This window comes from Streptomyces fradiae ATCC 10745 = DSM 40063, from assembly GCF_008704425.1.
GTDB classification, from domain to species: Bacteria; Actinomycetota; Actinomycetes; order Streptomycetales; family Streptomycetaceae; genus Streptomyces; species Streptomyces fradiae.
The window spans coordinates 1,541,581-1,563,305 of record NZ_CP023696.1; the positions used below are offsets into that span (position 1 = coordinate 1,541,581).

17 protein-coding genes are annotated in these 21,725 nt (G+C 71.2%); 10 read left to right on the top strand and 7 right to left on the bottom strand.

Annotated elements, in window-relative coordinates; all coding sequences use genetic code 11:
- Positions 1-101: 101 nt before the first annotated feature.
- A complete protein-coding gene (gene dnaE, locus CP974_RS06845) occupies positions 102-3,641 on the bottom strand; it encodes a DNA polymerase III subunit alpha (protein WP_031128426.1) in 3,540 nt (1,179 codons plus the stop codon).
- A gap of 380 nt (positions 3,642-4,021) precedes the next feature.
- Here dnaE and CP974_RS06850 point away from each other — a divergent pair, with 380 nt between their 5' ends.
- The 9 genes from CP974_RS06850 (at position 4,022) to CP974_RS06890 (ending at position 14,280) form a co-directional block, all read left to right on the top strand.
- On the top strand, positions 4,022-5,350 hold the full coding sequence (locus tag CP974_RS06850) for a DUF2252 domain-containing protein (RefSeq protein ID WP_031136291.1): 1,329 nt from the start codon (positions 4,022-4,024) through the stop codon (positions 5,348-5,350).
- Positions 5,351-5,410: 60 nt separating this feature from the next.
- Complete coding sequence (locus CP974_RS06855; protein ID WP_223844360.1) at positions 5,411-6,103, top strand: hypothetical protein; 693 nt, start codon at positions 5,411-5,413, stop codon at positions 6,101-6,103.
- A 69-nt stretch (positions 6,104-6,172) separates the two neighbouring features.
- Positions 6,173-6,988, top strand: coding sequence for a DsbA family protein (locus CP974_RS06860; RefSeq protein ID WP_031136288.1), 816 nt, complete (start codon positions 6,173-6,175; stop codon positions 6,986-6,988).
- 72 nt (positions 6,989-7,060) lie between these two features.
- Positions 7,061-7,705: a hypothetical protein gene (locus tag CP974_RS06865; RefSeq protein WP_150485779.1), complete on the top strand. Its 645-nt coding sequence runs from the start codon at positions 7,061-7,063 to the stop codon at positions 7,703-7,705.
- 154 nt (positions 7,706-7,859) lie between these two features.
- Positions 7,860-8,300: a hypothetical protein gene (locus CP974_RS06870; RefSeq protein ID WP_031136285.1), complete on the top strand. Its 441-nt coding sequence runs from the start codon at positions 7,860-7,862 to the stop codon at positions 8,298-8,300.
- Position 8,301: 1 nt separating this feature from the next.
- The gene (locus CP974_RS06875) at positions 8,302-10,494 is read left to right on the top strand and encodes a hypothetical protein (protein WP_031136283.1); all 2,193 of its coding nucleotides are present in this window, start codon (positions 8,302-8,304) and stop codon (positions 10,492-10,494) included.
- Between the two features lie 368 nt (positions 10,495-10,862).
- On the top strand, positions 10,863-11,162 hold the full coding sequence (locus CP974_RS06880; protein WP_150485780.1) for a hypothetical protein: 300 nt from the start codon (positions 10,863-10,865) through the stop codon (positions 11,160-11,162).
- A 141-nt stretch (positions 11,163-11,303) separates the two neighbouring features.
- On the top strand, positions 11,304-12,968 hold the full coding sequence (locus tag CP974_RS06885) for an alkaline phosphatase D family protein (RefSeq protein ID WP_031136281.1): 1,665 nt from the start codon (positions 11,304-11,306) through the stop codon (positions 12,966-12,968).
- Positions 12,969-13,272: 304 nt separating this feature from the next.
- Positions 13,273-14,280: a zinc metalloprotease gene (locus CP974_RS06890; RefSeq protein ID WP_031136279.1), complete on the top strand. Its 1,008-nt coding sequence runs from the start codon at positions 13,273-13,275 to the stop codon at positions 14,278-14,280.
- 216 nt (positions 14,281-14,496) lie between these two features.
- Here CP974_RS06890 and CP974_RS06895 read toward each other — a convergent pair whose 3' ends face one another.
- Positions 14,497-15,066: a dienelactone hydrolase family protein gene (locus tag CP974_RS06895; protein ID WP_031136277.1), complete on the bottom strand. Its 570-nt coding sequence runs from the start codon at positions 15,064-15,066 to the stop codon at positions 14,497-14,499.
- 47 nt (positions 15,067-15,113) lie between these two features.
- On the opposite strand from CP974_RS06895, the gene CP974_RS06900 reads away from it, so the two are divergent.
- Positions 15,114-16,349 carry a mechanosensitive ion channel family protein gene (locus CP974_RS06900; RefSeq protein ID WP_085921542.1) on the top strand — a complete coding sequence of 412 codons (1,236 nt, stop codon included), beginning with the start codon at positions 15,114-15,116 and terminating at the stop codon, positions 16,347-16,349.
- A gap of 105 nt (positions 16,350-16,454) precedes the next feature.
- Here CP974_RS06900 and CP974_RS06905 read toward each other — a convergent pair whose 3' ends face one another.
- The 5 genes from CP974_RS06905 to CP974_RS06925 all read right to left on the bottom strand — a co-directional run bounded on the left by CP974_RS06905 (position 16,455) and on the right by CP974_RS06925 (position 21,549).
- Entirely contained in the window at positions 16,455-18,047 is a 1,593-nt protein-coding gene (locus CP974_RS06905) for a Na+/H+ antiporter (RefSeq protein ID WP_031131897.1), read from the bottom strand.
- Positions 18,048-18,115: 68 nt separating this feature from the next.
- Positions 18,116-18,583, bottom strand: a complete 468-nt coding sequence (locus CP974_RS06910; protein ID WP_031131899.1) for a GNAT family N-acetyltransferase — start codon at positions 18,581-18,583, stop codon at positions 18,116-18,118.
- The gene (locus tag CP974_RS06915; protein WP_031131901.1) at positions 18,580-19,521 is read right to left on the bottom strand and encodes an RluA family pseudouridine synthase; all 942 of its coding nucleotides are present in this window, start codon (positions 19,519-19,521) and stop codon (positions 18,580-18,582) included. Before CP974_RS06915 ends, CP974_RS06910 begins: the two co-directional genes overlap by 4 nt.
- A gap of 183 nt (positions 19,522-19,704) precedes the next feature.
- Positions 19,705-20,265 carry a signal peptidase II gene (gene lspA / locus CP974_RS06920; RefSeq protein WP_031131903.1) on the bottom strand — a complete coding sequence of 187 codons (561 nt, stop codon included), beginning with the start codon at positions 20,263-20,265 and terminating at the stop codon, positions 19,705-19,707.
- A 57-nt stretch (positions 20,266-20,322) separates the two neighbouring features.
- Positions 20,323-21,549: a TraR/DksA family transcriptional regulator gene (locus tag CP974_RS06925; protein WP_078915609.1), complete on the bottom strand. Its 1,227-nt coding sequence runs from the start codon at positions 21,547-21,549 to the stop codon at positions 20,323-20,325.
- Positions 21,550-21,725 lie beyond the last annotated feature (176 nt).

The following is a 21,725-nucleotide window of genomic DNA, read 5'->3' on the forward strand; positions in this document are numbered from 1 at the left end:
GCCTTCCGTGCGCACGCCCCTCGCGGGGGGACGCGTGCGCGACCGGCGGGTGCGGCGCACGGCGGCGGGGCGTTCAGGCCCCGCCTCGCGCGCCGCGCCGCTCAGCCGGCCAGGCAGGACGGGCCGAGGAGGACCTTCAGGTCTCCGTAGAGTGCCGGGTCCGGCTGGACGCGGTGCCGGTCGAGGCGGAGCACGGTGGTCTTGCGCGGGCCCTGGAGCTTGATCCGCACCTCGGTGTTGCCCTTGTGGTGGCTGAGGATCTCGCCGAGGCGGCTGACCATGGGCGGGGTCACCTTCACCGTGGGGATGGTGAGGACGACCGGCGCGTTGGTGCCCGCCGAGGACAGGTCGGGGACCATCAGCTCCATGGCGACCAGCCGGGGCACGTCCTCGCGCTTGTCGAGGCGCCCCTTGACGAAGACGACGGTGTCCTCGACGAGCTGGGTGGAGACCAGCTGGTAGGTGGCGGGGAAGAACATGCACTCGATGGAGCCGGCCAGGTCCTCGACGGTGGCGATGGCCCAGGCGTTGCCCTGCTTGGTCATCTTCCGCTGGAGGCCGGAGATGATGCCGCCGATGGTGACGACCGCGCCGTCCCCGTGCTCCCCGCCGGTGAGCTGGGAGATGGCCGCGTCGGTCTTGTCGGACAGGACGTGCTCGATGCCGAAGAGCGGGTGGTCGGAGACGTACAGGCCGAGCATCTCCCGCTCCTGGGCGAGCAGGTAGGACTTCTCCCACTCCAGGTCGGAGAACTCGACGTCCAGCCCGAAGCCGGGCTCGTCGGCGCCCTCCTCGCCCATCCCGCCGAAGAGGTCGAACTGGCCCTCGGCCTCCTTGCGCTTGACCGCGACCACGTTGTCGATCATCGGTTCGTGGTGGGCGACGAGGCTCTTGCGGGTGTGGCCCATCTCGTCGAACGCGCCGGCCTTGATCAGCGACTCGACGGTGCGCTTGTTGCAGACGACGACCTCGACCTTGTCCAGGAAGTCGGGGAAGGAGGAGTACTTCCCCTTCGTCTTGCGGCACTTGATGATCGACTCGACCACGTTGGTGCCGACGTTCCGCACGGCGGAGAGGCCGAAGAGGATCACGTCGTCGCCCTGGGCCGCGAAGTTCGCCTCGGACTCGTTGACGTTGGGCGGGAGGACCTTGATGCCCATGCGGCGGCACTCGTTGAGGTAGACCGCCGACTTGTCCTTGTCGTCCTTGACGGAGGTCAGCAGGGCCGCCATGTACTCGGCGGGGTGGTTGGCCTTGAGGTAGGCCGTCCAGTACGAGACGAGTCCGTACGCGGCGGAGTGGGCCTTGTTGAAGGCGTAGCCGGCGAAGGGGACCAGCACGTCCCACAGCGCCTGGATGGCCTCGTCGCTGTAGCCGTTCTTCTGCGCGCCGGCCTGGAAGATGGTGAAGTTCTTCGCCAGCTCGTCGGGCTTCTTCTTGCCCATGACGCGGCGGAGGATGTCGGCCTCGCCGAGCGAGTAGCCGGCGATGATCTGGGCGGCCTTCTGCACCTGCTCCTGGTAGACGATCAGGCCGTAGGTGACGTCCAGGACCTCCTTGAGCGGCTCCTCCAGCTCGGGGTGGATCGGCGTGATCTCCTGCTGCTTGTTCTTGCGCAGCGCGTAGTTCGTGTGGGAGTTCATGCCCATCGGGCCCGGCCGGTACAGGGCCGACACGGCGGAGATGTCCTCGAAGTTGTCCGGCTTCATCAGCCGCAGCAGGGACCGCATGGGGCCGCCGTCGAACTGGAAGACGCCGAGGGTGTCGCCCCGCTGGAGCAGTTCGAACGTCGTGGGGTCGTCGAGCGGGAGGCCGAGGAGATCGATGTCGATCCCCTTGTTCGCCTTCACCATCTTGACGGCGTCGTCCATGATCGTGAGGTTGCGCAGGCCCAGGAAGTCCATCTTCAGCAGGCCGAGCGACTCGCAGCTCGGGTAGTCCCACTGGGTGATGGTGACGCCGTCGGTGTGCCTCACCCAGACGGGGACGTGCTCCGTGATGGTCTCGCTGGACATGATCACGCCGGCGGCGTGGACGCCCATCTGCCGGACCAGGCCCTCGACGCCCCGCGCGGTGTCGATGACCTTCTTCACGTCCGGCTCGTTCTCGTACATCCCCCGGACCTCGCCCGCCTCGCTGTAGCGCGGGTGGGAGGGGTCCGTGATGCCGGAGAGCGGGATGCCCTTGCCGAGGACGTCGGCGGGCATGGCCTTGGTGATCCGGTCGCCCATGGCGTACGGGTAGCCCAGCACGCGCGCGGAGTCCTTGATCGCGTTCTTGGCCTTGATGGTGCCGTACGTGCCGATCATGGCGACCTTGTCGGCGCCGTACTTCTCCGTGACGTACCGGATCACCTCGACGCGCCTGCGCTCGTCGAAGTCGATGTCGACGTCGGGCATGGAGACGCGCTCGGGGTTGAGGAACCGCTCGAAGATCAGGCCGTGCGGGATCGGGTCGAGGTCGGTGATGCCGAGCGCGTACGCCACGATCGAGCCGGCCGCGGAGCCTCGGCCGGGGCCGACCGCGATGCCCTGGTTCTTCGCCCACATGATGAAGTCGGCGACGACGAGGAAGTACCCCGGGAACCCCATCTGGATGATGACGTCCATCTCGTACTCGACCTGCCGCCGGCGGTCGTCGGGGATGCCGCCGGGGAAGCGGCGGTGCATGCCGCGCTGGACCTCCTCGCGGAACCAGCTGACCTCCGTGTGCCCCTCGGGGATGTCGAACTTGGGCATGAGGTCGCGCTTCTCGAACATGCCGGCCGGGTCGACCATGTCGGCGATCAGGCGCGTGTTGGCGCACCCCTCCTGCCAGGCGTCCGAGGAGTCGATGGCGTACATCTCCTCCGTGGACTTCAGGTAGTAGCCCGTGCCGTCGAACTTGAAGCGGTCCGGGTCGGAGAGGTTCTTGCCGGTCTGGATGCACAGCAGCGCGTCGTGCGCCCCCGCCTCGTGCGCGTAGGTGTAGTGGGAGTCGTTGGTGACCAGCGGGCGGATGCCGAGCTTCCTGCCGATCTCCAGCAGGCCGTCGCGGACCCGGCGCTCGATCTCGATGCCGTGGTCCATCAGCTCCAGGAAGTACCGCTCCTTGCCGAAGATGTCCTGGTAGTCGGAGGCCGCCTTCAGCGCCTCGTCGAAGTGGCCGAGCCGCAGCCGCGTCTGCACCTCGCCGGACGGGCAGCCGGTCGAGGCGACGAGCCCGTCCGACCACTGGGCGATCGTCTCCTTGTCCATCCGGGGCCACTTCTGCAGCCATCCCTCGGCGTACGCGTCGGAGGAGAGGCGGAAGAGGTTGTGCAGGCCGGTGCTGTTGTACGCCCAGATCGTCTTGTGGGTGTAGCCGCCGGAGCCGGAGACGTCGTCGCGCTTCTGGTGCGGCTGGCCCCACAGGACCTTGCGCTTGTTGCGCCGGGACTCGGGCGCCACGTACGCCTCGATGCCGATGATCGGCGTGACGCCCGCCTTCTTGGCGGAGTGGAAGAAGTCGTAGGCCCCGTGCAGGTTGCCGTGGTCGGACATGGCGATGTGCGTCATGCCCATCTCGTTGCACGCGTCGAACATGTCCTTGAGCCGCGCGGCACCGTCCAGCAGGGAGTACTGGGTGTGCACGTGGAGGTGCGTGAACGGCGGCTTCGACACGGTTGCGGCCTCCGGGGTCGGGAGCGTCGGGAGGGAAGGGGGTCGACTCGGAAGTCTACGGCTCCCCACTGACAACCGGGTCCGCCACAGGGCGGCGCGGCGCGGGCGCTCGCGGGGGTGGGGCGGGGGTGTCCGCGGCAGTGGCGCGGGGGGGGCGGGGCGGGCGCCCGCGCGGTGCCGGCGTGTGGGCGGCGCGGGCGGTCGGGGCGTGCGCGCCCGCGGTGCCGGCGCGCGGGCGGGGCCGCGGGCTCCCGGGTGCCGCCGCTGGGCGCGGGGCGCGGGCACTCGGGAGCGGGCTCGCACGTTGGAGCCGTCGGAAGTCCGTCCCATGTGTCATGCACGCCACGCTGTGGCGTGCGCGTGTCAGGAGGCACCCCGCGATGCCGGTCCCGCAGCCCACCCCCCAGGAGCGCGGCGAGCAGATCCTCGCCGTGTTCGACACCGCCTTCGGGCAGCTCCTGGCGGCCGACCCCGCGGCCTTCCGGGTCAAGTTCCGGAAGATGGCGCACTCCGCGTTCGCCTTCTACCGGGGCTCCGCCTGCCTCTTCTACGCCGACCTGGAGGGGGAGCGCGAGGACGGCCCGTTCCTGGACGAGCGGACCGGCCGGGTGTGGATCCACGGGGACCTGCACGCGGAGAACTTCGGCACGTACATGGACGCCAACGGACGGCTGGTGTTCAACGTCAACGACTTCGACGAGGCGTACGTCGGCCCCTTCACCTGGGATCTGAAGCGCCTCGTCGCCTCCCTGGCGCTCCTGGGGTACGCCAAGGCGCTGAGCGACGACCAGATCACCGCGCTGGTGCGGCTCTGCGGGGCGGCGTACCGGGAGCGGATACACGCCCTGGCGGCCGGCGCCCGCGACGAGGAGGTGCCGCCCTTCACGCTGGACACGGCGGAGGGGGCGCTGCTGGGCACGCTGCGGGCGGCCCGGTCCCTGACCCGGTTCGGGCTGCTCGCCTCGATGACGGAGATCCGTGCGTACGAGCGCCGCTTCACCTCGGGGGGCGGCGCCGTCGACCTGGACGCGGCGACCCGGTACAAGGTGCTGGCCGCGTTCGACGGGTACCTGGAAACGCTGCCGCCGTCCAGCAGGAGGCGCCCGGACTCGTACCGGGTCAAGGACGTGGTGGGACGGCGCGGCATCGGCATCGGCTCGGCGGGCCTCCCGTCGTACAACGTCCTGCTGGAGGGCAACAGCGACGCCCTGGAGAACGACGTGGTGATCTACATGAAGCAGGCGCAGGTCCCGGCGGTCTCCCGGCACGTGACGGACCCGGCGGTACGGGACTACTTCCGCCACGAGGGGCACCGGACGGTGATCTCGCAGCGCGCCCTGCAGGCGCACGCGGACCCGTGGCTGGGGTGGGCGGAGCTGGACGGCGCGGGTCAGCTGGTCGCGGAGATATCCCCGTACGCGGTGGACCTGGACTGGTCGGACATCGACGACCCGGAGGAGATGGCGGCGACCGTCGCGGACCTGGGCCGGGCGGCGGCCACGATGCACGCGGCGGCGGACGACGAGAGCGGTCACTCGCTGGTCCCTTTCAACACGGAGCGCGCCATCGACGCGGCCATCGCCGCCGACGAGGAGGGGTTCACGGAGATGCTGGTGGACTTCGCCCACGTGTACGGGGCGCGGGCCAGGGCGGACCACCAGATCTTCGTGGACCTGTTCCGTAACGGTCGGATTCCGGGGCTGCGCTGATCATCATCTTTTAGGGACCGCTTACGGGCGGTCATGGCACACTCTCGGACGATGGACGACATGACCGGGACCCGGCTCAGGGGGGTGCGGGCAGCGATCTTCACGGCTCTGGTCGTGACGCTGTCCGCCGCCTCCCATGTGCTGCTGTCCAGGGTGCCGCTGCCGCTGACCGCGGTCCTGGCCGTCGCGGGCGGCGTCTTCGCCGTCGCCTACGCGCTGGCCGGCCGGGAGCGGGGCTTCTGGCCGATCGCCGGCCTGCTCGTCCCGCTGGAACTGGCGGCGGACACGGTCTTCACCGCCGGCCAGCACGCCTGCTACGGGCCGTCCGGCGGCCCCGTCGCCGGGTCGCTGCGCGCGGTCGGCGTGGACGTGCTGTGCGGTGACGCGGTGGGTACGCCCCTGCCGGGCGTCGCCGTGCCGGGCGTCGCCGCGCCGCAGAGCGCGGCGGCCTCGCTGCTGCACTCCGGCGACCCCGCGGTGCCGTGGCTGCTGCTCGCCGCGCACGTCACGGTCGGCCTGGTCGCCGCCGCCTGGCTGCGGCGGGGCGAGGCCGGGCTGGCGCGGGTGCTGCGGGCGGCCGGCGCGTCCGCCTTCCGTCCGCTGCTGGTGGCGTGGGCGGCCCTGACGGCGCGGGGGCTCACCCCCCGGCTGCTGCCGCGCGCGGGCGCCCGCCGGCGCGCCGCCCACCGCGCGCGCCTCCTGGTGCACTACGTCGGCCGGAGGGGACCGCCGTGCAGGGCCGCAGCGGCCTGACCACAGCACCCTTCGAGCACTGATCACCACCGGGTGATCCCCCCATATACGACGGAGAAGCAGAACACCATGAGCGCACGCAACAGCAAGGCCAACAAGGCGGCGGCCCGCGAACGGCTCCGGGCGGAGCGCGAGCGCCAGGCCAAGCGGGACAGGATGCGGCGGCGGCTGACCGTCGGCGCGTCCGTCCTGGCCACGCTCGCCCTGGCCGGCGGCATCGGCTACGCGGTCGTCCAGGCCAACAAGCCCTCCCAGTGGGAGTCGGCTAAGGAGGTCAAGGACGTCAAGGCGCCGAAGAACACGACGGGTGAGAACGGCACCACGGTCGTCATAGGCAAGCCGACCGCGAAGAAGACGCTCCAGGTCTTCGAGGACTCCCGCTGCCCGGTCTGCGCGGTCTTCGAACAGCAGGTCGGCCCGGTGATCGAGAAGGACCTCGAGGCGGGCAAGTACAAGGTCCAGTACGTGGGCGCCACCTTCATCGACGACGTCGCCACGGGCGAGGGCTCCAAGAACGCCCTCTCCGCCCTCGGGGCGGCGCTCGACGTGAGCCCCGACGCGTTCATGAAGTTCAAGGCCGCGATGTACTCGGCCAAGTTCCACCCGGAGGAGTCCAAGGACGACCTCGCCAAGGACTCCTACATCCTGAAGATCGCCGACAGCGTCCCGGAGCTGAAGGACAACAAGGAGTTCGAGAAGAACGTCGAGGAGGGCACCTTCGACGCCTGGGCGCTGAAGATGTCGAAGACCTTCGACGAGAGCGGCGTCACCGGCACCCCGTCCCTGAAGATGGACGGCAAGCCGGTCACGGACGCGGGCGGCAAGAACGCCCCGATGACGGCACCGGAGTTCACCGCCGCCGTCGAGAAGGCCCTCAAGGGCTGACCCGCCCACCCTGGACGCCCCCGCCCCCCGCGGCCGGGGGCGTCCCCCGTTCCCGAACCGCGCAGGGGGGACATGCGCACAGGAACCCGCCGGGCAAGGGCACTGACGGCCGCCCTCACCATCCTGGCCCTGACAGCTGGCGCCCTCGCCTACACCCACTTCTTCACCAGAGGAATCGACCGCCTCCCGGACCGACCGTGTGGGGGCGCGGTCGACCGGGCGCTCGTGGCGAGCGCCCTGCCGGACGCCCGATCGGCGAGTGAGCGTGGCCTGCTGCGAGAAGGCAGCAACGGCTTCACGTTCTTCTGCTACGTGCGGACCAGCGGTGACTCCACCATCTCCGGCGAAGCGGAAACCATGGATGGCGACGCGCGGTCCTGGCGCGCGTACTTCGCACCCAAGAGCAGGGAAGGGGATGCCGTCGAAGTCTCCTCCGGAGATGTCCGGGCACTCTCCATGGCCCCTCACTACGCCACCGCCTACGTGTCGTGCACGCCGCCCAGGGGCGAGCAACGAGGCAACGCTCTGATCGTGGATGCCCGCACCATCGGCCCCACCCGCGCGAAAGGCGACGAGTTGCGGCAGGTGGTGGTGGACTTCGCGTACCAGTTGCTGCGGCACGCCTACGAGGCCGGCGGGTGCGAGGAGGCCCGTGACTTCCCCGACGCGTTGCCGCGCCTGACCGAGGGACGCGTCGTCGAGGAGCCCGTCGGCTGAAAGGCGACCACCCCGCGCACCGGCCCGCTCCCCCCGGAGCGGGCCGGTGTACGTGTCTGCGAGGAGCGACATTCTCGCCACGGTCCGTGAGAGCGGTCCGTCCTCTGCCACAAGAATGACCCGTGCGACGAGCCACACAGGTAGGGGGACCCGCATGGCGTGGGATGAATGGGAGCAGTTGAAGGCAGAGGCACGCGCAGGTTCCGCGCGCATGCGGCTGAACCAGCTCGAACCGCAGCCGTCAGGTGGCGGGACTGAGGGCGACCTGCGGGTCGACCAGCAGGACCTCGCCGCCGTGGGGGACAGTGCCTTCAGGCTCTTCGAAGACCTGAGCAGGCATGGACGCGGCGCCGACTCCAGCACGCAGACCGCGGCGAGGGACCTCACGACCCAGGAGTTCGAGCTGGGAGCCGCCCTGGCCACGGTCCAGAAGCGCTGGGAGAAGCAACTGCGCACGCTGCTGGACGCCTGCGCCCACATCTCCAACCACATGGACTACACCCAGAACGCCCACGCAGGCGACGAGTACTTCATCGCCTCGACCGTCAGCAGCATCGAGGCGCTCGACAAGGGCTTCGACAAGGGAGCGCGGTGACATGGACCTCGAAGCCCTGAGGCACGGCAACTTCGCCACACTGGGCACGGCGATCAACGACTGGTCGACCATGCACAAGCAGCTCAAACAGCTGGAGACCAGAGCACGGGACGACCTACGGGCGAAGGCGTACCGGGCGAAGTGGGCGGGGGTGAACGCCACGGTCTCCCGCGAGTTCATCGGCAAGACCGCGGACGAGTTCGGTGACGCCGTCAGTCAGGCAGCCAGCATCCTCGCCATCCTGCGCGACACGCGCGACGAATTGGCCAAGTACCGCGACGAACTCAACGAGGCCATCGACCGTGCCTGGAACAAGAAGCTGACCGTCGTCGGCGTGGCGGGGGGCGGTTTCAAGGTCTATGTCAACGCCCACCCGGAGCCGCCCGGCAGCGAGCAGGCGATGAAGGACACGGTGGACGAGCTGCAGGGCATCCTGGACAAGGCGACCACCAGCGACTCCACAGCGGCCCGAGCCCTCACAGCCCTCGCCAACCAGGCGGACCACGGCTTCTCGGGCGCCAGGTACGGCGATCGCGACGCCGCGGCGAACGCCCTGAAGAAGGCGGACGAGATGGCCGCTCTCGCCAAGGACGCCAGGAAGCTCACCCCCGAGCAGCTGGCCGACTTCAACCGGACGCTGGCGCAGTACAAGAACGACGAGCTGTTCTCGGCCCAGTTCGCCACGAGCCTGGGCGCGAAGGGCACCCTGCAGTTCTGGACGGACATGTCCAGCCTCCACCTGGGAGCGAGCGGTTCCGAACTGCAGCAACTGCGGGAGTTCCAGAAGAACCTGAGCACGACGCTCGCGACGGCGACCCTGTCCGACAGCGACGGCATGACGGCCTGGAAGCAGACGGTCATCGACGAGAGCAGCAAGGTATACAAGTCCGACAACCCTGCATACCCGATGCGGGGGCCGATGAACGCCATGGGCTTCCAGGTGATGAGCAGCCTGATGGGGCACGGCAGGTACGACACCGAGTTCCTCGACGCGTACGGGAAGAAGCTCCTCAAGGTCGACATGGCACCGGGCGGCGGACCGGGCATGAGCACCAACGACGTCTGGAAGGCCCCCAACCAGCTCACGGACCTGGTCTTCGGCGACGAGGACGGTCAGGACCCGATGGTCGGCTTCATGAAGGCCCTCTCCCACAACCCGGAGGCCGCGACCAACACTTTCGCCGACAAGCAGGTCTTCGAGCACACCCTCGAGAGCATCCGGTACACGGACCGCGACACGGCGGTGGCAAGCGCCCTTGAAGCCGCTGTCACCGGAGTTCCGGAGGGCGAGAAGCTCACGGGTCCAGTGCAACCACACAGTCAGGCACAGGTGGGAATCATGCGGAACGTGATGGCTGCCGTAGCCGACCCTGATGGTGGTGCTTCCCTGGTGACCAAGGAGACAGCGGAGTCCTTCGGCGACATGGCCGCCGCCTACATGCCAGAGATCAGCAATACCCTTGCCGGGAACGGGGCGGAGTCAATCTTTCGAACCACCAGTGAGGACCCTGGAGGCCTTGAGCGCACCGATGTGCAGCGCTTTCTGTACGAGACAGCGAGATACGCGCCCGGACGGGCCGCCATCATTCTCGGCGAGAGTATCTACACGTCGAGTGTCATGGAGGCCCACATTGCCAATCCGGACCTGTACAAGGGTAACGGACACGATAAGGACGCGCTCCTCAAGACGATCGGACACAACGCGGGCCTGATTGAAGGAATCGTTGGCCGCTCCGTCGCAGACGCTCACATCGAGGGCGAGATAAAGGGGCAAAACGACGAGAACGACGCCTTGAAAAGGAAGGGGGACCTGATGAAGTCCTTCGTCGCGGCGGGCGTCGGGGTCGGGACCGTCGCCCTCGTGGGAGCCCAGACCTCGGCTCAAGCGATGACAGGGGCCGCCGCCAGCGGGTTCTTCGGCGGTGTGGCCGGCATGGCGATCGATCGAATCACCGAGGGACGCCAGCTGAGCGGAGCGCTGGATAGCGCGCTTTACCACTCGGCTAAGGACCTGGACAACTCTCGGGATTCAGTGATCACACAAACACAGCAGGCAGCGGTCGACTCCATCAATCGACACAAGTCGAACCTGGACGTCGAGCATGCACGAAACACCGTTCGCATGGCCGTGGAGGGAGGTTGGCTACAGAGCGACGGAGACCTGGAGAGCAGCCATGTTCGACCGAGCGCCTGAATAACGAGGACGAGAAAGCAACCATGACGAAACCAACGCGAAGACACGGGATGATCGCTTTCGGCATCGTTCTCGCCTCTTTGGGAGGCGTGTTCGGGTACTCCGAGATCTTCACCAAGGGAATCGACCGGCTACCGGATCGTCCGTGCGGGGGCGCCGTGGCACGAGACCTCGTGGCGCGAGCCCTGCCGAGCTCTCGAACTGCGGAGGAGCGGGGACGGCTGGTGCCCACGTCGAAGGACCTGGCGTTCTACTGCTCCGTCAGCACCAACGACTCAACCTTGTCCGGAGAAGTCAGAGGAACCGACTCTTCGGTGAGTACGTGGCGCGATCACTTCGCCGGACCGCTCGCCGGAAGGTCGGTCGAGGTGGCTGCGGCAGACATCAGGGCCATCTCGACACCCAAGCTCGCCACCGTGTACGTCCCCTGCACGCTTCCGCAGCAGAAGAAGGGCTCGGCGGCTGAGGCGTACTCGCTGACCGCGGAAGCCCGCACCATCGGCCCCACCCGTGCGAAAGGCGACGAGTTGCGGCAGGTGGTGGTGGACTTCGCGTACCAGTTGCTGCGGCACGCCTACGAGGCCGGCGGGTGCGAGGAGGCCCGTGACTTCCCCGACGCGTTGCCGCGCCTGACCGAAGGACGCGTCGTCGAGGAGCCCGTCGGCTGAAACCCGACCACCCCGCGCACCGGCCCGCTCCCCCCGGAGCGGGCCGTTCCGTTCTCAGCGCGGGAACAGATGGCATCTTCCCGCCAAACAGCGGGACTTGCCGCTTACCAGTCGGTAACGTGATCGGTAGTCTGCTCCGCCGTGACCAGTCGAAACCTCGTTCCCACCGCGCCCAGCCGACGCACCGTCGTCAAGGCCGCCGCCGTCTCCGCCGTCGCCGGGGCCGCGCTCGTCTCGGGTGGCGCCGCCTCGGCCGCGACCACCTCCGCACCCGCTTTCCTCCACGGCGTCGCCTCCGGCGACCCGCTTCCCGACGGGGTCCTGCTCTGGACCCGTGTGACCCCCTCCCCCGACGCCCTGCCCGGCTCCGGCAAGGGCGCCGACACCGCGGTGAGATGGGAGGTGGCCGAGGACAGAGGCTTCACCCGGACCGTCGCGCACGGCTCCGTCACCGCGAGCGCCGCAACCGACCACACCGTCAAGGTGGACGTGCGCGGGCTGCGGCCGGCGACGTCCTACTGGTTCCGGTTCACCGCCGGGGCGCCCGGTGCCGAGGCGGCCTCGACGGTCGGGCGGACGCGCACGACCCCCGCGTACGACGCCGCTCCGCCCAACATCCGGTTCGGCGTGGTGTCGTGCGCCAACTGGGAGGCCGGCCACTTCGCGGCGTACCGCCACCTCGCCGCCCGCGCCGACCTGGACGCCGTACTGCACCTCGGCGACTACATATACGAGTACGGCAGCGGCGCCTACCCGGCGACCACCACCGTCCTGCGCCCCCACGAGCCGCGCCACGAGATCGTCACCCTGGCCGACTACCGCCTCCGGCACGCCACCTACAAGTCGGACGCCCACCTCCAGGCGCTGCACGCCGCGCACCCGGTCATCGCCATCTGGGACGACCACGAGTTCGCCGACGACACCTGGTCGGGCGGCGCGGACAACCACACGCCCGGCGCCGAGGGCGACTGGGCCGACCGGGTGGCGGCGGCGAAGCGCGCGTACTTCGAGTGGATGCCCGTCCGCACCTCCACCGGGGGCACGGTCTACCGGCGGCTGCGCTACGGCAGGCTCGCCGACCTGCACCTGCTCGACCTGCGTTCCTTCCGCTCCCAGCAGGCGTCCACCGGCAGCGGCGCGGTCGACGACCCGGACCGTACGATCACCGGCCGCGCCCAGCTCGACTGGCTCAAGGCGGGCCTGGCCTCCTCGGACGCGACCTGGCGGCTGGTGGGCACGTCCGTGATGATCTCGCCCGTGGCCTTCGGCTCCCTCCCGGCGCACCTGCTCAAGCCCGTGGCCGAGCTGCTCGGCCTGCCGACCGGCGGACTGGCGATCAACGTCGACCAGTGGGACGGCTACACGGACGACCGCCGCGAGCTCCTGGCCCACCTCCGGGAACGGGCGATCCGCAACACCGTCTTCCTCACCGGCGACATCCACATGGCGTGGGCCAACGACGTACCGGTGACCGCAGCCACCTATCCGAAGTCACCCTCGGCAGCGACCGAGTTCGTCGTCACCTCCGTCACCTCGGACAACCTCGACGACATCCTGAAGGTCCCCGCCAACACCGCCTCCCTGGTCGCCTCCACCGCGCTGAAGGCCGCCAACCGGCACGTGCACTGGATCGACATGGACCACCACGGATACGGCGTGCTGGACGTGACGTCCGAGCGCTCGCAGATGGACTACTTCGTGCTCTCCGACCGCACGAAGCCGGACGCCTCGGCGAAGTGGACCCGCTCGTACCGGACGCTCGACGGAACACAGAAGGTCGAGCGCGTGTACACGCCGGTCGGATGAGATGACCACACGACGACAGCATGGGTGATTTTCAGCCAAGATCATCACACTGACTGAAGGTCACGACCAGGGTGCGGGTGGCGCGTTCCACCGATCGAATCCGGACACACCACCCGCCCGCGTCACCTCGCTCGTTACGTTCGGATCTCAACCACCGGGACGGACCGAAGGATTTCGCCCGTCCGCCTCCACCTCCTCAAGGATCGATTGGGCCGGAACACTCCTCCTCGACTTCTGACATGGCCACGTAATGTCCCGGCGTGGCGAGGAAGGGCCTCCCCACCACCCTCACGAGGAGTCACATATGCGCGCTCTCGTCCGGATATCCCCGAGAACGCACCGCCGGGTGCTCGGCACCGCGATGCTGGCCGGAACCCTGGCCCTGTTCCCGTTCTCCGCCCCGACGGGTGCCGCGGCGGCGACCGCGCCGCTCGCCGCCGCAGAGGAGTGCGTCGAGGAGACGGGCGCGAGCGCCCACGCGCGGGAGTCCCGCCCCTCGGGCGGCGTCCACGAGCACGAGCCCAACGAGGTCTCCGCCGCCAAGGCGCAGGCCATGGAGGCCGACCTCCAGAAGAAGCTGAAGGCCGCCAAGAGCAGGAACCTGGACAGCGGCCGCTTCGGCGCCTCCGCCGCCTCGGTGAGCATCCCGGTCTACTTCCACGTCATCCACGACGGCGCCAAGGGCAAGCTGTCGGCGACGGACATCGGCAACCAGATGGCCGTCCTCAACTCCGCCTTCGGCGGCCAGGGCACCGGCAACACCGCCTCCGGCTTCCAGTTCACGCTGGCCGGCACCACCTACACGGACAACGCCGCCTGGTACAACCTCTCCTCCGGCTCCGCCGAGGAGAAGGCGATGAAGACCACGCTCCGGCAGGGCGGCGCGAACGCCCTGAACTTCTACACCGCCAACCTCGGCGGCGGCCTCCTCGGCTGGGCGACCTTCCCGTCCTCGTACAAGTCCAACCCATCCATGGACGGTGTCGTCGTCCTCGACGCCTCGCTGCCCGGCGGCTCCGCCGCCAACTACAACCAGGGCGACACCGGCACCCACGAGGTGGGCCACTGGATGGGCCTCTACCACACCTTCCAGGGCGGCTGCAACGGCCAGGGCGACTACGTCGCCGACACCGCCGCCGAGAAGTCCCCGGCGTACGAGTGCCCGACGGGCCGCGACTCCTGCGCCCGCCAGGCCGGCGCGGACCCGATCCACAACTTCATGGACTACACGTACGACTCCTGCATGTACCAGTTCACCGCCGGCCAGGTGCAGCGCATGCAGGACCACTGGACCGCGTACCGGGCGGGCTGACCCCCCCCGGTCCACGGGCGGCCGTGAGGGCCGCCGGCACGGAGGCGACGAGGGGCACGGTGGGGCGGAGGACGCCGGCACCGTGCCCCTCGGCACGTTCCCGCACGGCGCGCACGGCGCGCACGGCTCCCAGCCGGTCCGCGGACGGCTCCCCGGCCGGCCCGCGTCCCGCCACCCTGCCGGCCCGCGGACGGCACCCCGGCCCACCGCCCGCCGTCAGAGCCCGCCGAGGAACTCCAGCGACGCCTCCCAGGTCCGCTCCGCCGCCTCCGCGTCGTGGTCGTCCAGGTCCGGGTCGGTGTACAGGTGCCCGGCGCCCCGGTACCGGTGCACCTCCACGTCCGCTCCCACCCGGGCCATCGCCAGGTACCAGGTGTTCAGCCAGTCGTCCGGCTCGAAGGGGTCCGGGTCGGCCACGTGCAGACGCACCGGCAGACCGTCCACCGACGCGTCCTCCGGCACGTCGTACGTACCGTGCAGGAGCAGCAGGCCGCGCGCCTTCTCGTCGGCGACCGCCAGCACCTGGGCGAGCGCGGCGCCCATCGAGAAACCGGCGTACACGAGCCCCCGGCCGGAGTGCGGCGCGGCGGCGGCCACGGCCCTCCTGACCAGTTCGTCCCAGCCGATCCGGTCCTTGATCTCCCGGGCCTCCTCCACGGAGGCGGCGGTTTGCCCCTCGTAGAGGTCGGGCACGTGCACCTGGTGCCCGGCGGCACGCAGCCGGTCGGCGGCCGCGTGGACGGCCGGGCGAGGCCCGTAGACCGAGTGGAACAGAATGATCTCCATCCGGTCATCCTGCCACTCGTCCCACTGTCACACATGAGTTCGGAGCCATGGAGAACGCACTGCGCCCGTTGATCGTCCTCGGTGGGTCGGTCGTGCTCACCCTGCTCGTCGTCTGGGTGGCCGACGTCCTGCTGCGGCGCGCCGACCTCCGCCACCCCGAGACGCCCCTGTGGGGGCTGCTGCGCCGCTGCCGGGTGCCCCTCCGGCTGGTCATGCTGGCCGGGCTGCTGCGCGGCGCGTACCGGGAGACGGCCTGGCAGATCATCCAGGACCACGAGGTGGGCATAGGCCGGACGCTGACGCTCGTCCTGATCGGGGCGAGCGCCTGGCTGATCGTGCGGATCGCCTCGGCCGTCGTCGAGGCGACCTACGCGCGGTACGCCGCGACGACCCGCCACGCCGACCGGCTGCGCCGGGTCCGTACGCAGGTGACGCTCATCATGCGGATCGTCACGGCCGTCGTCGGAGTGGTGGCGGTGGCGGCGATGCTGCTGACGTTCCCCGACTTCCGGGCGGTCGGCACCTCGATGCTGGCCTCGGCGGGCCTCATCGGCATCGTCGCCGGTGTGGCGGCGCAGTCGACGCTCAGCAACATGTTCGCCGGGTTCCAGATCGCCTTCGGCGACATGGTGCGGATCGGCGACACGGTGGTGGTGGACGGCGAGTGGGGCGTGGTGGAGGAGGTCACGCTGACCTTCCTGACCGTGCGGACCTGGGACGAGCGGCGGCTGACGATGCCCGTCTCCTACTTCACCAGCAAGCCGTTCGAGAACTGGTCGCGCGGCGGCGCGCAGATCACCGGCACCGTGTACTTCCACCTCGACCACGCCGCCCCCGTCGCCCTGATGCGCGAGCGGCTGCGCGAACTGCTGGAGAAGACCTCCGCGTGGGACGGCCGCGCCTGGTCGCTGGTGGTGACGGACACGACGCCGAGCACGATGGTCGTCCGGGCCGTGGTCACCGCGCGCAACGCGGACGACGTGTGGACCCTGCGCTGCGAGGTGCGGGAGCAGCTCATCGCCTGGCTGTACGAGCACCACCCCTACGCCCTCCCCCGCGTGGCCACCACGACCGCGCCCGACCGCGACCGGGACCTGGTCCCGGAAGACGACCGCGCCCCCGTACGGGACGACGACCACCGCCCCCCGCGGAGCGACGAGCGCCCCGCCGCCCCCGGCCCCGGCGGCGGCCACCGCGCCCACGCGGACGCCCGCGCCCGTCGCGACGACGCCCCGGCCGCCGGCCGCGGCACCCCGCGCCGCTTCCCGCGCCCCCGGGGCTGAACCCGGACGGCGGCCACCGGTCGGGCCGGGCCCGGCCCGGCCGGGAACCCCGCCCCGCGGCTCCGCCCTGCGCGCCGGCCCGGGAGCCGCGCCGGCCGCCCGGTCTCAGCGCAGGCTGCGGATGTCCAGCTGGTGCAGCACCCGGTCGACGACCTCGGGGTCGGCACCCGGTTCGGCGCGGGCGGCGAGCACCTCGTGGCGGGCCGCCGACAGCATCTCCTCCTGCACCCGGTGGGCGGTCGCCATCCGCCGCGCCCGCTGCTCGTACGCCGCCCGCCGCTCCTCGTCGAGCATGTCGGGGCTGATCCGGGCGCCCAGGTCGAAGGCCAGCCGCCGCATCCGCTCCACCAGATCGTCGGGCAGCTCCTCGGTGCTCCGCAGCTCGTCCAGGCGCCGTCTCGCGGCGGACGTGGCCCGCAGGGCGAGCCGCCGCTCCAGCCGCCGTTCGGCGTCGCTGTCGGCGCGCACCCCGAGCCGCCCCACCAGCCAGGGCAGGGTGAGCCCCTGCACCACCAGCGTCGCCATGATCACGCAGAAGGCGAGGAACAGGATCTCGTCGCGCCCCGGGAACCCCTCCCCCGCGTCCGTGGTGAGCGGGATCGCCAGCGCGAGGGCCACCGAGGCGACGCCCCGCATGCCCGACCACCACATGACGACGGTCTCCCGCCAGCTCATCGGGATCTCCTCGGCCGACGAGGAGGAGCCGGGCCGGTGCAGCCGCTTCGCCAGCCAGGTGGCGGGCAGCAGCCACAGCAGCCGCACCCCGACGACGGTCGCGGCCACGAGCGCGCCCCAGCCGAGCATCCGCGCCTCGCGGCCCTCCGCGAGCCGCACCACGGCGCTCAGCTCCAGCCCGACGAGGCCGAAGGCGACACCCGTGACCAGGGTGTCGACGATCTCCCAGAAGGTGCGGCCCGTCAGCCGCCCCGTCACGTCGTCCGCGTCCAGGGTGTACCCGGACACGGCGAGCGCCGTGACGAGGACGGCGAGGACCCCCGAGCCGTGCAGTTCCTCGGCGAGGGCGTACGCGGCGAACGGCAGCAGCAGCGACAGCCCCGTCCGCAGCGTCGGGTCGTCCAGCGCCACCGCGAGCCTGCCGCCCGCCTTCCCCAGGACCAGACCGGTGGCGACGGCGACCACGGCCGACAGCAGCAGCTCGACCCCGGCGCCCGGCCACGAGAACGCCCCGGCGACGACGGCGCCGACCGCCACGTGGTAGACGACGATGGCCGTCACGTCGTTGAACAGCCCCTCGCCCTCCAGGATGGAGACCAGGCGGCGCGGCAGGCCCACGGACCCGGCGACGGCGGTCGCTGCCACCGGGTCGGGCGGGGCGACGAGCGCGCCCAGCGCGACGGCGGCGGCGACCGGCAGGCCGGGGACGACCGTGTGCGCGACGGCGGCGACGGCGGCCGTCGTCACCAGCACCAGCGCGACCGCGAGCAGCAGGATGGGCCGGACGTTCACGGTGAACTGCCGCCAGGAGGTCCGCTGCACGGTCGCGTACAGCAACGGCGGCAGCACCAGCGGCAGGATCAGCTCGGGCGGGACGTCGACGTCCGGTACGAACGGCAGCAGCGCCAGGACCGCGCCGAGGAGCGTCATCAGCACCGGCGCGGGCAGCCGCAGCCGGTCGCCGAGCGGCACGGAGAGCACGGCGCCCAGCATCAGCACGAACAGCAGGGCCAACTGGTCCACGGTGCGGCGCCCTCCGCCCCCTCACGAACACGCGACAGGGCTCCCACCCTGCCACGCGCCGCCGCGGATCAGAGGACGCGGCGCATCGCCAGGTGGGGTATTCCCGCGTCGGGGAACTCGGAGCCGTACGCCTCGTAGCCGAGCCGCTCGTAGAAGCCCAGCGCGTGGGTCTGCGCGTGCAGGTCCACGGCCTTGAGGCCGCGCGCCCGCGCCGCCTCCTCGATCGCCCGTACGAGCGCGGCGCCCACCCCGAGGCCGCGCGCGGCCTGTGCCACGGCGAGCCGGCCGAGCGCGCCCACGCCCTCGTCGCCGCCCGTGTGGCAGGCGGCGTCCGGCCCGTGCAGCAGCCGCCCCGTGCCCAGGGCCGCGCCGTCGGCGGAGCGGACGGCCAGGAGGTGCACCGCCGTCGCGTCGAGCGCGTCGTACTCGATCTCCTCCGGGACGCCCTGCTCGACCACGAAGACCTGGCGGCGGACCGCGAAGGCGGCGGCGCGGTCCTGCTCGCCCACCGCCTCCCGCACGGTGTAGGCGCTCACGCGCTCTCCGCCGCGATGGTGTCCAGCGCGTGCTGGAGGTCGGCCGGGTAGCCGCTCTCGAACTCGACCCACCGGCCGTCCGACGGGTGCTCGAAGCCGAGGCGCACGGCGTGCAGCCACTGGCGGGTGAGGCGAAGCCGCTTGGCGAGCGTGGGGTCCGCGCCGTACGTCAGGTCGCCGACGCACGGGTGCCGGTGCGCCGCCATGTGGACGCGGATCTGGTGCGTGCGCCCCGTCTCCAGCTTGATGTCCAGCAGGGACGCGGCGCGGTAGGCCTCTATCAGGTCGTAGTGCGTGACGGAGGGCTTGCCCTCGGCGGTGACCGCCCACTTGTAGTCGTGGTTCGGGTGGCGGCCGATGGGCGCGTCGATGGTGCCGCTCATCGGGTCCGGGTGGCCCTGCACCAGCGCGTGGTACCGCTTGTCGACGACCCGCTCGCGGAACTGCGCCTTCAGCAGCGTGTACGCCCGCTCCGACTTGGCGACGACCATCAGCCCGGACGTGCCCACGTCGAGGCGGTGGACGATGCCCTGGCGCTCGGCGGCGCCCGAGGTGGAGATCCGGTACCCGGCGGCGGCGAGGCCGCCGATCACGGTGGTGCCCGTCCAGCCGGGGCTGGGGTGGGCGGCGACGCCGACCGGCTTGACGATCACGACGATGTCGTCGTCGTCGTGGATGATGTCCATCCCCTCGACCGGCTCGGCCACGATCTGCACCGGCGCGGGGGCACCGGGCATCTCGACCTCGAGCCAGGCGCCGCCCGTCACCCGCTCGGACTTGCCGACGACGGCGCCGTCGACCAGGACCTTCCCGGCGGAGGCCAGCTCGGCCGCCTTGGTGCGGGAGAACCCGAACATGCGGGCGATGGCGGCGTCGACGCGCTCGCCCTCCAGGCCGTCGGGAACGGGCAGCGTGCGGATCTCGGGAATCGTGCTCACCCGTCGAGTATGCCTTGTCGGCGGCCGTCCCCGGTCGGGCCTGTGGACAACCGGGCATCCGGGGGCCGACGGGCCTGTGGACGACCGCCCCGGGAAGCGGCCCGGTGCCGGGCGCCCGGGGCCGGAGCGCCCGGGGCCGGAGCCGCCTGGGGCGAGGACCCGGCCGGGCCGGGCGGTGCGCGCTCAGTCCTTGTGGACGGTCCCGTCGGGGTCGAGCCCCTTGAAGGACAGGATCACGATGAGGAAGCCACCGCAGACGATCGCCGAGTCGGCGAGGTTGAACACCGCGAAGTGCGCCGGCGCGATGAAGTCGACCACCGCGCCCTCGAACACGCCGGGGGCGCGGAAGATCCGGTCGGTGAGGTTGCCCAGCGCGCCGCCGAGCAGCAGGCCGAGGGCGACCGCCCACGGCGCGCTGTACAGCTTGCGCGCCAGCCGGATGATCACCACGATCACGGCGGCCGCGATCACGGTGAACACCACGGTGAAGGCCTCGCCGAAGCCGAACGCCGCGCCCGGGTTCCGTACGGCCTCGAACTTCAGCACGCCCTCGATGAGCACGATGGGGTCGCGGTGCTCCAGCTTCGCCACGACCAGCATCTTGCTGCCGAGGTCCAGCAGGTAGGCGACGATCGCCACGGCCAGGAGCGCCGCGACCCTGCGCGGACCCCTGGTCCGCTCGGCGGGCGCCCCGGCCTCGTCGTCAACGTCCGGCGTACCGATGCCGTGCTCCGCCTCTGCCACGTGAGTCCCTCAACCTAGGTACCTGACTGTGACGAGGGTACGGCACACGCGTGCGGATCAGCCGCGCCGCTCCTGCTTCTGCTTGTCCTCCACGCACAGGGTGGCCCGCGGGAACGCCTGCATGCGGGCCTTGCCGATGGGCTTCCCGCAGACCTCGCACAGCCCGTACGTCCCGGCGTCCAGCCGCTGGAGCGCGTGCTCGGTCTGCTCCAGGGTCGCGCGGGCGTTCGCGGCGAGCGCCATCTCGTGCTCGCGCGTGATGTTCTTGGTGCCCGTGTCGGCCTCGTCGTGCCCGGCGCCCTCGCCGGAGTCCCGCATCAGCCCGGACAGGGCCGCCTCGGAGGCGGCGAGCTCGGCCTGCAGGCGGCTGACCTCGCCCTCCAGCTCCGCGCGGGCCTCCGCGACCTCCTGCGGCGTCCACGGTTCCTCGCCCGGCCGCACGGCGAGCTCCCCGGGCGCGGCCTCGGCGAGCCCGGGGGCCGCGGAAACGGCGGCCCCGCCCGCGTCGGCCGCCGTGGTCACGTCCGCCGTCTTCTTCGCTGCCACCGTTCTGGCTCCTGTCTGCTCGGCATCGGCCGCACGCGCGGCGGCCGTCTTCCCACCCGTACGAGCGGCCCAAGCCGCTCTACCCGCCCGAGCGCCCTCGGACACCCCGGCCGGCTCCCTCTCCGGCCCCGCCCCCTCGGGACCGGCCGCCCCGGTGGCCGCTTCCCCGGCCGCCAGCTCCTTGGGGCCCGGCTCCGCCAGGGGCGGTGCCGCCGCCTTCCGGCTCCGGACCCGCCCGGCCGGGGCGCTCCCGGACGCCATCTTCGCGACCGCCTTCTTGGCCGGGGTCTTCTTGGCCGCGGTCTTCTTGACCGGGGCCTTCTCGGCCTCCGCCTTCTTCGACGGGGCCTTCTCGGCCGCCTTCTTCGACGGGGCCCGCTTCGCCGCCTTCTCCCCGGCCGTCGCCTTCTCGGACGTCTTCTTCGCCGCCGCCTTCTTCGCGACTGACTTCTTCGCGACCGCCTTCTTGGCCGGGGCCTTCTTGACCGGCGCCTTCTTCGCGACCGCCTTCTTGGCCGCGGTCTTCCTGACCGGGGCCTTCTTGACCGGCGCCTCGCCGGCGGGCGCGCTCGACGCCCGCTTCCCGGAGGCCGCCCCGGCGACCGGCACCCTGCCGGGGCCGGGCTCCGCTGCATCCCCCACGGACTCCTCCGCGGTCGCCTCGGTGGTGGCCGTCTCGCGGGGGGACCGCTCCTGCCGGGACGCCGTCTTCCCGACGGCGGTCTTCTTCGCCACCATGCCGCGGCCCCTTCACATATCGTGACCTTGCACGCGAATCGTTCTGGGACGATAAATCGACTCCGACCCGGCGGCAACGGGGCACGCCGCCCGTACCGGCCACCCGGTACCCGACCAGGCGAGCCCGCGCGTCCGCCGGCCGGGTCCCACCCGCACCCGCGCGCCCTGCGCCCCGT